13 protein-coding genes are annotated in these 12,641 nt (G+C 50.9%); 1 reads left to right on the forward strand and 12 read right to left on the reverse strand.

What is annotated here, in order from left to right:
• Position 1: 1 nt before the first annotated feature.
• From AC3ARB_RS09225 to AC3ARB_RS09270, 10 genes are all read right to left on the reverse strand, one after another.
• Positions 2-424, reverse strand: a complete 423-nt coding sequence (locus AC3ARB_RS09225) for a cytidine deaminase (RefSeq protein ID WP_488320270.1) — start codon at positions 422-424, stop codon at positions 2-4.
• A 10-nt stretch (positions 425-434) separates the two neighbouring features.
• Complete coding sequence (phoU, locus tag AC3ARB_RS09230; RefSeq protein WP_488320271.1) at positions 435-1,079, reverse strand: phosphate signaling complex protein PhoU; 645 nt, start codon at positions 1,077-1,079, stop codon at positions 435-437.
• Between the two features lie 239 nt (positions 1,080-1,318).
• Positions 1,319-2,092 carry a uridine phosphorylase gene (udp, locus tag AC3ARB_RS09235; protein WP_488320272.1) on the reverse strand — a complete coding sequence of 258 codons (774 nt, stop codon included), beginning with the start codon at positions 2,090-2,092 and terminating at the stop codon, positions 1,319-1,321.
• Positions 2,093-2,689: 597 nt separating this feature from the next.
• Positions 2,690-3,163, reverse strand: coding sequence for a YhcH/YjgK/YiaL family protein (locus AC3ARB_RS09240; RefSeq protein WP_488320273.1), 474 nt, complete (start codon positions 3,161-3,163; stop codon positions 2,690-2,692).
• Positions 3,160-3,825, reverse strand: coding sequence for a histidine phosphatase family protein (locus AC3ARB_RS09245; RefSeq protein ID WP_488320274.1), 666 nt, complete (start codon positions 3,823-3,825; stop codon positions 3,160-3,162). The genes AC3ARB_RS09240 and AC3ARB_RS09245 overlap by 4 nt, the downstream gene beginning before the upstream one ends.
• Positions 3,818-4,279 carry an HIT family protein gene (locus tag AC3ARB_RS09250; RefSeq protein ID WP_488320275.1) on the reverse strand — a complete coding sequence of 154 codons (462 nt, stop codon included), beginning with the start codon at positions 4,277-4,279 and terminating at the stop codon, positions 3,818-3,820. Before AC3ARB_RS09250 ends, AC3ARB_RS09245 begins: the two co-directional genes overlap by 8 nt.
• Positions 4,280-4,282: 3 nt before the next feature.
• On the reverse strand, positions 4,283-6,268 hold the full coding sequence (locus tag AC3ARB_RS09255; RefSeq protein WP_488320276.1) for a dipeptide ABC transporter ATP-binding protein: 1,986 nt from the start codon (positions 6,266-6,268) through the stop codon (positions 4,283-4,285).
• Positions 6,269-6,276: 8 nt separating this feature from the next.
• Positions 6,277-7,137, reverse strand: a complete 861-nt coding sequence (locus AC3ARB_RS09260; RefSeq protein WP_488320277.1) for an ABC transporter permease — start codon at positions 7,135-7,137, stop codon at positions 6,277-6,279.
• A gap of 18 nt (positions 7,138-7,155) precedes the next feature.
• A complete protein-coding gene (locus AC3ARB_RS09265) occupies positions 7,156-8,115 on the reverse strand; it encodes an ABC transporter permease (protein ID WP_488320278.1) in 960 nt (319 codons plus the stop codon).
• Between the two features lie 116 nt (positions 8,116-8,231).
• A complete protein-coding gene (locus tag AC3ARB_RS09270) occupies positions 8,232-9,884 on the reverse strand; it encodes an ABC transporter substrate-binding protein (RefSeq protein ID WP_488320279.1) in 1,653 nt (550 codons plus the stop codon).
• Positions 9,885-10,089: 205 nt separating this feature from the next.
• Here AC3ARB_RS09270 and AC3ARB_RS09275 point away from each other — a divergent pair, with 205 nt between their 5' ends.
• Positions 10,090-10,968, forward strand: coding sequence for an AraC family transcriptional regulator (locus tag AC3ARB_RS09275; RefSeq protein WP_488320280.1), 879 nt, complete (start codon positions 10,090-10,092; stop codon positions 10,966-10,968).
• Positions 10,969-11,143: 175 nt separating this feature from the next.
• Here the strand turns inward: AC3ARB_RS09275 and AC3ARB_RS09280 are convergent, their stop codons facing one another.
• Both AC3ARB_RS09280 and AC3ARB_RS09285 read right to left on the reverse strand, forming a co-directional pair.
• On the reverse strand, positions 11,144-11,980 hold the full coding sequence (locus AC3ARB_RS09280; RefSeq protein ID WP_488320281.1) for an MBL fold metallo-hydrolase: 837 nt from the start codon (positions 11,978-11,980) through the stop codon (positions 11,144-11,146).
• Positions 11,981-11,983: 3 nt separating this feature from the next.
• Positions 11,984-12,637 (reverse strand): DUF1868 domain-containing protein, encoded by a 654-nt coding sequence (locus tag AC3ARB_RS09285; protein WP_488320282.1) that lies wholly within the window; start codon positions 12,635-12,637, stop codon positions 11,984-11,986.
• Between the last annotated feature and the right edge of the window lie 4 nt (positions 12,638-12,641).

Consider the following 12,641-nt stretch of genomic DNA (forward strand, 5'->3'; position numbering starts at 1 on the left):
CTCATTCCTTCAAATTATCAGGGCCAAAGCCTTCTGGCAAGAGCTCATTGAGGCGGTAAACCCGATACTCAGTGGTCGATTTGGCGATGATGATTTCAAAATCGCTATAACGGCCAAATTCCATCATGACCTGACGGCAAACGCCACAAGGAGCGGTGTAATCGGTCAACTGGCCGTGGAGGCCACCGACCACACAAATCCGCTTGAAGTCCCGTTTCCCGTCAAAGACAGCCCTGAAAAAGGCAGTCCGCTCGGCACAGTTGGTCGGGGTGTAGGCAGCATTTTCAATGTTGCAGCCTTGATAAATGGTGCCGTCAACAGTTTCCAGAGCCGCTCCAACATGGAAGTGGGAATAAGGCACATAGGCCTTTTTCATGGCCGCAATGGCCTCGGTAATCAATGGGCTATAATCGTAACCTGACATGCTTTTCCTCCTAAAGTGTGACTAATTTTCCTAGTTTCAGGTAAACCACCCATTCGCAGAGGTTGCGGGCGTAATCTCCCAGACGCTCCAAGTGAATGAGGATGGCCAAGTAATCCTTGCCAGCCTGGGGGCTGAGTTTAAGATAACCCATGACCTGATCCTTGGCGGCCTGACAGGCCTGGTCAATCTCCTGATCTATCAAAGACAGCTGAACCGCCTGATCTGGGTCAATGGCCTCATAGGCCGCCAGAACCCTGACCAAAAAGGGCTGAATCAGCTCCAAAATGGCCTTGACCTGCTCTGCTATTTCCCCAAAATAGGGACTAGACGAGAGGGCAATCAAGCTAGTCGCAATAGCCCTCAGGTGGTCGCCCATCCGCTCCATGTCCGAGCTGGCCTTGAGGGCGGCGATGACCCGCCTCAAGTCCTGGGAGACTGGCTGCTGGAGGGCAATCAGCTCCAAGGCTTGCTCCTCCAAGGCCACTTCCTGGGCATTGATGGCCTGGTCCTGGTCAATAAGCTGGCGGTAGCTGGCCACCTCCTGCTGGGGCAAAGACTGGTTCAGGTGGTCCATTTGCTGAAGCACTGCCCGCCCCATAAGCAAGAGGTCCTGGTGCAACTGGGTCAGGGAACGGTCAAATTGTTGTCGTAACATAGGGGCTCCTTTCATCGAGTCTTGTCACTAACCTGGGCAAGTTGCCCAGGCCACGGCGTGACGGCCAAGCTGCCAAGGACCGTTGAAAGTCCTTAACAGTTTTTTAAGGAAGGTTCGGGAGGCTGGCCTCCCCATGCTGGATGACGCCAACATGAAAATGAAAAAAAGTAAGGCAGAAAAGGGTGGTTTTCAAGTTTCTGCCAAGCTGATGGCGGACGGTCAAATCCGCCACCAGTAACCTAGTTGCCCTTATCTTGAGCAATCAGGCGACGCACCGCCTCAACGGCCGTCTTAATGGCTAAATCAGTGTCGTGGACGATGGGGTTGGCCAAACCAGCCTTTTCCCGCTCCTGGTTGCCCAAGGCTAGGAAAATAGCTCCAGCCCGAACCCTACGATAGGCGGCCACGATAAAGAGGGCAGCGGATTCCATTTCCGAAGCCTTGCAACCCATGCGGAGCCAGGCCTGCCACTTGCTTTCCAGCTCCGACTGAACGGGCTTGGTCTGGGGGCTATGTTGGCCATAGAAGGAATCCTTGGCCTGGACCACGCCCACATGGTAATCCTGTCCAGAAGCCTTGGCGACCTCAATCAGGGCATTGGTCACGGTCACATCGCTGACCGCTGGAAACTCAATCGGTGCGTACTCACGGCTGGTCCCCTCCATGCGGATAGACCCCGAAGCGATGACCAAATCACCGCCCTTAACATCTAGGTCCATACCCCCACAGGTCCCAATCCGAATCAGGGTCTTGGCCCCACAATTAACCAACTCCTCAATGGCGATGGCGGCCGACGGCCCGCCGATACCCGTCGAGGTCACGCTGACCCTGACCCCATCAAGGGTGCCCGTATAGGTCACATACTCCCGACTATCGGCGATGAGCTCGGCATTATCCAGGTACTGGGCAATGGCAGAGCAACGTTTAGGGTCACCGGGTAAAATCACGTAATCCCCAATCTCACCAGGTGCCACTTTGATGTGAAACTCTCTGTTGTCTGTTGAATACTGCATAAGACCTCCAAATCTTTTCGTTAAGTGTAAACAGCCAGCCTCCCCAGACCACAAGAACTCGCAGAAGGATCTGGGAAAGAACTGACCAACCTGCCCCTGAGTAGAAGGTGGTGATTTGAAGGCAGGCTAAGGGAAAACCAAGCCAAGCTTAGGAGAACTAAACTTGATTTCCCTAAATGAGCCAGGCCAGCGACAACCTAGCTCATGAGAGCCACCTCGTCCTCACCAGACCGCAATCAGCTAACTCAAACACCCCTTAAATGAAAACGACTGTTGATACGCTATGACAATCAAAAACTGACTAGGCAGCGAACTGCAGATAGTACTGATGGTACGACAACGCGAGCTAACGACGCCAGGTTTTGATGGTCGAAGGGTTTGAGCCAGATGATGCTGATTGGTTTTGAACGAGTTGACGGCTTCCTGTCCAGCCACATGGTGGCTTGAAACAGGCAAGGGGCAGCTAACTGGCGACTGCCCCAAGATGAACAAGGCCTTTGACAGTCTTGTCCATAAGCCCGTAGGGTTCTAGCTAGTCTCTTGCTTGTGAGCAACTTGTACACGTTTTTAGGTCACAAGGCAAGGGAATAGCTCGCCCTACAGGAGGGTTACAGGCACCTTGGCCACTAAGCGGCGACCAGTTGGCTGGCTAGGGTTGTGATAAGAAGCCCTGTGCACATCATTTGGGAAGAAGATGAAGACAGCTCTGGCTTGAGCAGGGAGTGTGACCTCTCCTGCCAAACCTGTAAAGAGCAGGGCATCTTCTGTCTCCAGGCGATCCTCCAAGAGCTGGTTGTCCTCTTGGTAGGGTGCAAAGCCGTAAACCTCATGACCAGCTAGAGACACCTGAACATCCACATGGTCGCGGTGGCACTCGCTCATGCGGTTAGGGGCAGGATTGTCCTGAGACTGGACCTCAAAGACATTGAGTTTGATGCCTTGGTTGCCATAATCGTGGCTACCCAGTTCCAGCTGGGTCAGGTCTTGATCTTGGAGGTCAAGCAAGAGGTCGTAGATGACTTTGGGGTACTGGTGGACAGGTCCAAGCCTATCCAAATGGGTATAAATCATGATTGGAAATCCTCCCGACTAAAACTGTTATAGACCTGAACCCGATAGCGGCCGTCCTCATAGGTCATGGCGGACAGGGAGCCATTTTCTGGGTCAAGATTGGTCTGGTAATCGGGATCCAGAAGGTTGAAGAGGGCCTTGATGGCTGAGCTGTGAGAGACGATGAGAAGGTTGCCCTCCTCATGATGGCTGACAACTTCTTCTACTCCTGCCAGGAGGCGGCTGGTAAAGTCCTCATAGCTCTCCGCCAGTTTGGACGGGTCTAATTCCTTGAGCATGTCCAGCTTGACGCCCTCTGTTATCTGGTCCTTATCGGTGTAGCCATAGACCTCACGGGCTCGCCGCTCAGCCAGTCCCCAGACGTAGGGACCTTCTAGGCCTTCGTAGTAGCCGAACCCCACCTCACGCAGGCTTTTCCGCTCGGCTATTGGCTGGGCCAAACCAGGACGCTGGGCCAGGAAAATCCGCCCAGTCTCAAGGGCCCGGGTCAAATCGCTGGAATAGACGGCCTCAAAAGGAATGTCAGCAAAGGCTCGGCCAGCAGCCTCAGCCACCGCGATGCCCTGGTCGGTCAACTGGGAGTTGGACCAACCTTGAAGGCGGCGGTAGACATTAAACTGGGTCTGGCCATGGCGGAGAAAGTAGAGGGTTAGTTTAGGCATTGGCCACACCTCCAGTCAGGTAGGCCTGGTAGCGACGGTCAATGGCCTGGGCCAGAGTGGCCTTGAGGTCAGCGTGCTTGTCCTCGTTGAAACGGTAGGCCTCATCGTAAAAGAAGGACGGGTCGTACTTCCAGACCACGGTCTTTTTCAAATCCTCATCTTCCCAATCATAGCGGGGGAAGAGGTGGGCGTGAACCAGAGGGTGGGTGTTGCCAAGAATGTTGTAGTTAATCCGAGCAGCTCCCAGAACCTCCATCATGGCCTCGCCAAGGATGGACATCTCCATCAGGTACTTCTCACGAATGCAGGCTGGCATGTCGGTCAAGTGGTGGTAGTCCTCTTTGGAAAAGAGGATGCAGTAGCCCTCCCAAAACTGGGACTTGGACAACTCCACATAGCTGGTCTCAAATTCATAAACAAAGTAGGGACGGTCCCTGAATGCTTGTGCTGTCATAGGCTACCTCGCTACCCAATGGGTGTCACTGATTTGCACCAAATCCTTGACACGGCCATCAGCTTCATAAAACTCACTCAGGCGTTCCTGGTACTCCACTTCTGCGGCTTCCCGACGGGCCTTGAGGGCCTCACGGTCGTCCACATTGATTTCAGGAATGGCTGCCAAAAGTCGCTTGGTGTAGATGTGTTGGGGATTATTGAAAATGTCCTCACGGCTACCAATCTCGACAAACCGCCCCTTATGAATCACATAGATAAAGTCACAGAGGTATTTGACCACACCCAAGTCGTGGGAAATAAAGAGGTAGCTCAAGTCTTTTTGACGCTGGATTTCAATCAGGTAGTTAAGCACCTGGGCCTGAACCGACAGGTCCAGAGCAGACACCGGTTCATCCAAAATCAAAATCTCTGGCGATAGGCAGAGGGCCCTGGCAATGGCCAAGCGTTGACGCTGGCCTCCTGAAAATTCATGCGGGTAACGGTAGAGGTAGTCTTCTGGCAAATTCACCAGAGACAAGGCGTGACGCATGACCTCTAGCCGCTCCTCCTTGTTGCCCATCTGGTGAACCATCAGGGCCTCATCAATGGAGTCATAGATGATTTTAGAGGGGTTGAAGGATGAATAGGGATCCTGAAAGACCATCTGAATCTTCTTACGGAAGTGGAGGTCGTCTTGGCCCTTGAGGTCAAAGATGTTGCGGAACTCACCGTGGTGCTCCACGCTGATGGACCCGCTGGTGATGTCATGGAGTTTCATGAGGGACTTGGCCAAGGTGGATTTACCGCAGCCTGACTCCCCAACGATACCGATGGTCATGCCCTTTTTCAGTTCAAAGCTGACGTCATCAAGGGCCTTAACCCCAACACCATCAGCCTTAAAGAGCCGTTTTTTAGGCTTGTAAACCTTGTTAACGTGCTGGACAGACAAAACAGTTTCACCAAAGACCTTTTCTGGCAAATCCAGTCGGTCGTCAAAGTTTTCAAACTCAAAATTCTGGTAGCAGGTACAACGGACAAAGTGCTGGTCGCTAATCTGATGAAGTTGTGGATCTGCCTCATGTTCTGACGGGTCAATCCACGGAATCCGATTGGCAAAGCGACAGCCCTTCTCAGGCAAACTCGCAATCGGTGGCACCATGCCCTGAATGACATAGAGGCGTTTGTTGAGGTCGCCGTCAGGAATGGACTTCATCAAAGAACGGGTGTAGGGGTGTTTAGGGTTGTCAAAGATTTCCTTAACAGGAGCGTATTCGACAATTTCACCAGCATACATGACGATGACATCATCAGCCATCTGGGCCACAACACCCAGGTCATGGGTAATGAGGATAACAGACGTGTCACGTTCCCGCTTGAGATCTGAAATCAGGTCCAAAATCTGGGCCTGAATGGTCACGTCCAAGGCCGTTGTCGGCTCGTCCGCAATCAAAACCTCAGGGTCACAAATCATGGCGATGGCGATGACAATCCGCTGGCGTTGACCACCTGAAAACTGGTGGGGGAAATCATCAAATCGCTTGTCCGCAGATGGAATCCCCAAGCGGTTCATGAGGTCAACCGCCTTGGCCCTAGCCTCAGCCTTGGTCACCTTGTAGTGTTCGGTCAAGGCTTCGGTAATCTGGCTCCCCACCGAATAGACCGGGTTCAGGGCTGTCAGCGGGTCCTGGAAAATCATGGCCAGCTTGTCAGCACGGAGCTTGCGAAACTCTGGGCCGTACTGGGGCAGTTTTTGCAGCTCGGTCACCGTGTCATCGGTGTAGAGCTTAATTTGCCCTTCCTTGATGTGGCCGTTTTTAGGCAGGAGGTTGATGATTGTGTTGGCCAGCATGGATTTGCCACAGCCTGACTCACCCACAATCCCAAGAACACGTCCCTTTTGAATCTGGTAGGTGATGTCCTTGAGGATGCTAACCTCAGTTTTCTTTTTGGTGTTACGAATCACCGTTCTGACCTGATTGAGGTCAATAATTGTCTCTTGTTTGACCATAAGTCCTCCTATTGTTGTTTGGCATCCATGGCATCTCGAAGACCGTCACCAATGAAGTTGGTGGACAGGGTAAAGAAGGAGATGATCAGGCCAGGAATCATCCAAACCCACCATGAGTTTTGAATGACATTGATTGACTTAGCAGCGTTGATGATGTTGCCCCAGGTCGGTGTTCCAGACGGCACACCCAGACCCAAGAAACTCAAGCCAGCCTCTGTCAGGATAAAGTGGGCCACGTTCATGGAGAAGGACACCACAACTGGCGACAGGGTATTGGGCAAAATATCACTGAAGATAATCCTCAGGTCGCTGAGACCAAAGGAGCGTGAGGCCTCCACATAGACTTCTTCTTTGACTGACATGAAGCGGTTTCGGACCATGCGAAAGGTCGTCATCCAACCACGAACCGACAGGACCAGGATGATGTTGGCCACACTTGGCCCCAAAATACTGGACAACACCAGAATCAAAATCATGTTGGGGAAGGTCATCAGAACTTCCGAAATCCGCAGGACAATGGCGTCAAACTTGCCACCAAAGTAGCCCGCCAAGGCCCCCAGAACCACCCCGATAGCCCCTGAAATCAGGGAAGAGATGATGCCGACTGCGATAGAGACCCGCCCGCCGTAAAGGACCCGAGCAAAGATGTCCCGCCCCAGCTCGTCCGTCCCAAAAAGGTGGGCCATGGACGGTTTCTGCATAAAGGCCGTGTAGTCGATGGCATTAGGGTCGTATGAGGTAAATAGCGGAGCGAAAATGGACATGATGGTAATGGTCAGAAAGACCAACGTCCCAAGAACGGCCAACTTGTTGCCCATGAACCGTTTTAAATTCCGCTTCCAGAGTTGTTCAACTTGAGTGTTTGACATGGCTCTACTCCTTTCTTCCTAATCTTCCAAGCGAATCCGTGGGTCCAAGTAGGCCGACACGATATCTACCAGCATACTTGACACCAGCATGACAAAGGATACCATGAGGGTGGTAACCATGATAACAGGGTAGTCTCCTGAGGTCACGCTGTTAACCACGATGTTGCCGATACCTGGCCAAGAAAAGACGCTCTCCAAGGCCACCGAACCAGAAATCAGGGCTGGCAAACGGAAAATCAAGAGCACCAAAACTGGGGTCAGGGCATTTCGCAAGATGTGTTTGACATAAACCTTCCACTCAGGAATTCCTTTTGCCCGAGCCGTCTTGACATAGTCTGAGTTGAAGACGTCCAGCATGGCATTACGTGTGTAACGCAGAACAGCTGGGGTCAGGCCAACCGACATGGTCAAGGCTGGCAAGAAGAGGTGCTTGAGGTGGCCGATAAAACCAGGGTTAGCAGTTGAGAACTTGCCCCCGATTGGGAACCATTTAAGCTGAAGGGCAAAAATGTAGAGCAAGATAATCCCGAAGAAGAAGGCTGGCAACGAAGTTCCCAAAACCGCAAAGAAGCGGGTAACGTTATCAATGAAGCCATTTTGCTTAACCGCTGTAATCACCCCCAAGCTGATGCCGACAACTGTTGAAATAATCATAGACACCAAAGCCAATTCAAAGGTTGCTGGCAAAGCTGTTTTTAGGAGGGTTGAAATCTTGTTGCCGTTGACAATCGAGTAACCCAAGTCTCCAGACAAGAGGTCTCCCAACCAGCGGAGATAGCGAACCAAGAAGGGATCGTTCAAGCCCATCCGTTCTCGCAAGGCCTCCAGGTTGGCTGAATTGGTGGCTGCCATATCAGGCGACACCAGGTACTTGATGGGGTCCGCAGGAGTCAGCTCCAGGGTGAAGAAAATCAGAAAACTGATCATCAGGAGCATGGGAATCATTTGAAGTAATTTTTTGATGATAAATTTTGTCATGTGACGTCATCCATCCTTATCTGTTGAAAAAATTTAGGCCAGCAGGCGGTGGAACCCTTGCCTACTGACCTAACAAATGTTGAGGGGGCTTAACTGTGTTTAGGCAGTCTTATCCCTTACTTGATTGACCATTCTTCAAAGCGAAGGTCATTGTAGTACCAAGGGTTGCCAAATTTCAGGTCTTTTGGCACGTCAACCTTGTCGGTATTGATGTAAGTATAGGCTTCTGATGTAAACATTGGGAGTTTGAAGAGTTTTTCTTGCTCAAGAGCTTGCAAGTCTTTCAAGAGTGCCGCACGTTCCTTCTCGTCAGAAGTTGCTGCCAACTTGTCAATCAAGGCGTCAAAGCTGGTGTCCTTGTTCAAAATGGTACCAAAGGTTGGGCTAGTTGACGCATAGTGGCCGTACCAGTTTTCGTAGGCAAATGAGGCAAAACCAGCCAGGGCCATGTCGTAATCACGGGTTTGGTAGAGCATAGCACTTGCGTCTGACGTGATGGCAAAGGTTTCAACGTTGATGCCCACTTCTTTCAACTGCTGGGCAATGGCCGCAATCAGGTTGGTGGTTACAGGGTCAGTATGGTAGTGGGTAACCTTGAAGGTCTTAGAGAAGTCAAAGCCAGCTTCTTCCAGCAATTTCTTAGCCTTGGCTGGGTCATACTTGTAGGTATTGGCAGACTTGTCATACTCAGCCTCATCAGTTGGCACACCTGTGTTGTTAACTTTTACTGTGTCCTTAAAGATGCTCTTAGCCAGGGTCTCACGGTCGATGGCGTAAAGGAGGGCCTCACGCACCTTCTTGTCAGCCAGGGCTGAGTTGCCTTCGCCCAGGTGACCAGTCAAGTTAAGAACGAAATAACGGTAGTACATCACGTCAACATCGAACTGGGTCACACCAGACATCTGACCGAGCTGCTCGATTTCCTCCAGCTTGGTTGCGGTATGGATATAGCTCTGGCCTTCTTGCATGGCAATGACTGGGTCATTGAGGAAGGTGCTAACCACCTTGGTGATTTTTGGCTTGGTGCCTTCGTAGTGTTCGTTTTGGTCAAACTCGATGTAGTTGCCTGCGTTGATTTCCTTAACCTTGAACATACCGCTTGACACTGGGTTCTTCCAGAATTCGTTGTTGTGGATTTCAAGTGGGTCAGCGTTTTCCAACTTGTGTTCTGGCAGAACCAAGGTTTGACCCAAGATGTTGGTAAAGAGACCAGATTTCTCCGTCAACTTGATGGTGATGATGTCATCCTTAACGGTAATACCAGAAATGCTGTCTGCCTTGCCTTCTTGGAAGTCCTTAGCCCCCTCAATCTTGAGGAAGTTTTCTGGGAAAATCCCGTCAACGATAGAGGCTTTCAGCAAGGTCTCAATGGTGAAGACCACATCTTCTGCGGTCAAATCATCACCATCAGACCACTTGAGGCCATCTTTCATGTCCAGCTCGTAGGTCAACTCGTCGTCAGACACCTTCCAGGCCTCAGCCAGGTCTGGTTTGAACTCGCCGCTGGTTGGGTCATATTTAACCAATGGGCGGTAAAGGATGTGAGTGATGAAGCGACCATGAGCTTGACCCGCTACTGGTTCGATGGAGTCGTTTGCCCCCTTACCCAAGCGCTGGGTAATGTGGAAAACCTGCTCTGCTGCAGGAGCTGCTGAGCTGGCTGCTGAATCGCTTGCTGGCTCAGCTTCCTTGCTGCCACAGGCTGCCAAGGACAAAACTGCTGCTGCCGTCAACACCGAACCACAAACAAGTTTAAGATATTTCTTCATTTTATGAAGCCTCCTTATAATTTTTTGAATTGAGTATTCAGTTGGTTTGAATACGTTTTCTTTTGACACTCTTATTATCCCTTTTTGCATAGATTTTGACAAGGTTTTCATGTTTCGTCTTTTATAACATATGTTTCTTATTGCTGTTTTGAAAAATCTTTGATTTTATGCTATACTAAAGCCAAATTTTACTCAGGAGGCCTCCATGAAAAAACAAGTTACCGTCACTGATATTTCCAATCGCCCCAACCTGGATAATGTCACCTTCAAACACTATACTAACCTCTTTAGCTCTTCCTTCAACCTATCCGTCTATCAAAGTGGCCACAAATCCTATTCCACCCCTGGATTTTTATCTCGGGTGAGCATCTACGACCACTACATCATTCACTACATTACCCAGGGCAGGGGCACCTATTTTATCGACGGCCAGGCCTTGCCTGTTGAGCAGGGCCAATGTTTCCTCATCCCACCCTACAAGTTGGTCCAGTACCAGGCTGACCAGGACGACCCCTGGGCCTACTATTGGGTCGGCTTTAATGGCCCCAAAGCCTTGGATGTCTTGCATTCCTCAGACTTTTATCACCAGTATGTCATCACACCAATAGCCACTAATTTAGAAGAACTAATGGAAAATCTGGTCAAGCTGGATCTGCCCAAACGCTCTATGGAATATGGTCTTCTCGGGCACCTCTACTTGATTTTCTCCCAATTGATTACCGATAAGGTTCAAGACACCAGCGAGCAAAATCATTACTACCGTCAAGCCATCGCTTACATCCAAGAGAACTTTGCTGACCCTGACCTCTCTGTTGAAGGGGTGGCCAACCACGTTGGCCTGACCCGCTCCTACCTCTACAAGATTTTTCAAAAAATGGCCAATAGTTCTACTTCCGATACCATTCAAAACTTGCGATTGAGTAAGGCTGTCAGCCTCCTGGAACGCAACGAGCATTCTATTAAAGAAATTTCTAACCTGGTCGGTTTCAATTCCCAGGCCTACTTCTCCAAGCTCTTCAAGGAACAGTTCCAACTCAGTCCGACCGACTACCGAAAAAAACTCATGGAAAAAACAACCGACTAAAAGGGAGTGGGACAGAAAAATTTTGAGTTTTCCAAATCTCATACAATTATCCCCTGCTAAAACAAAAAAGCGAACAAAGAGAGGTTCTGATTTTCAGAAATCCTTCTTTGTTCGTTTTTAATATTGGGGTTTGGACTTTTGTCCCAGTCTCTTTGCTCTGCTATTTTCCAAAATCCTAAAGCTTGAGGGTTAAGCCGTCGTAGGCTGGATAGATGCCATAGGTTGCCCCCTGAGCCACCAGGTCTTCATGATTGCCACAATAACCGTGGACAAAATGGGTGCCATAAACAGGAACCTCAGGGCGACTCTTGACCCCAATAGCCGACAGGGTCTGGGCAATCTCAGGAAAGCCCATGTGTTCCTTGTAGGGGCAGGAGTGGGGGCCGCTGGTGGCATCAAAAATGTAGAGGTCCAAGGGGTGTTGCTTCAGGTAATGCTCAGTTGCCTCTGGCAAAAGCCCCGTGTCCGTCCCATAGAGCAGGGCCTTGTCCCCTGACTGGATTTGGTAGATGTAAGCCTCCTCATCTGGCCCAGCATGGTGGGCAGGAAGGGCTGTAAAGGTCAAGTCCCCAACTGAGAACCGTTCAAAGGGTTGGACGGTCACTAGGGTCATGACCTCCGCCAGCTGGTCCAGACTCCGTTTCATCTCCCCCGTCAGGCAATCCTTGATGTGGCTGATGACCGTCTCATTGCCGTAGATGGTCAGGGGTAGGTTGGGATTGTCAACAGCCATGGGTGGCAAGAGGTTGACCAGTTCCCGTTCATAAAGGTGGTCAGGGTGAGAATGGGTGAAGACCATGTCCGTCACGGCCGACAAGTCCACCACCCCTGTCAGATTAGCCGTGTAGAGGTCGGGACCAAAATCCAGCAAGATGTGGTCGTTGATGAGCCCACAAGACCTGCGACGCAGGTTTTTCCCACCCAAGCGTTTGGCCTCCTGACAGGTTGAGCACCCGCAGAAAGGGGCTGGATACCCTTCCGAGGCTGCCGTCCCAATAAAGGTAAACTTCATCAGCTACTCCCCTTGATAAGGCACAAAAGCCCTCATGTCCTCAAAAGTCGTGTAGTCAATTCGAGAAATCTTGACCTCGGTCAAGTGGTCCAGCAAGACCGCAACCGCCCGCTCCCGGAAGGCGTCGAAATAAACCTGCTCATCAGCGGTCAGCTCCTCGCGGATATAACCGATGGTGATGTGGAACTGATAATTGTTATGGTTGGGGAAAATCACGCCCGTCTGCAAGGAGATGTACTGGCGGATGTCCTCCAGCCGCTGGCGAGTGGCCTCATCTGCCGGCTCCAGCAGGATGTTCTGCCGCCCAATCCCCGTCACCCGCATGGTGATGGTTTCGTCTTTTAGGGGAAAATGGCTGAGCTTGTCACCAAAATAGGCTGAGACAGCTTGGATGGGCAGGTCCAACGGCAAAAACTTGCTCCAAAAGTCTGCCTGACGGTTCTGGTCACACAAGAGCTCCATGACCGTCATGTGAATGGACTGGGGTGGGGTCAGGGTAAACTTGTCAATAAAGGGCAAGGTTTGATAGAGCTCTTGCAGGACAAAAACAGCTGCCATGACCTGCTCATTGTCATAAAGATTAGCGACGACGGTATTTCCCGCAAAGGCATTGAAGTCGCCATTGGGTTTGAATTTGGCTTTGGTCAGATTGGTCATATTT

This window comes from Streptococcus sp. ZY171113 (assembly GCF_057748235.1).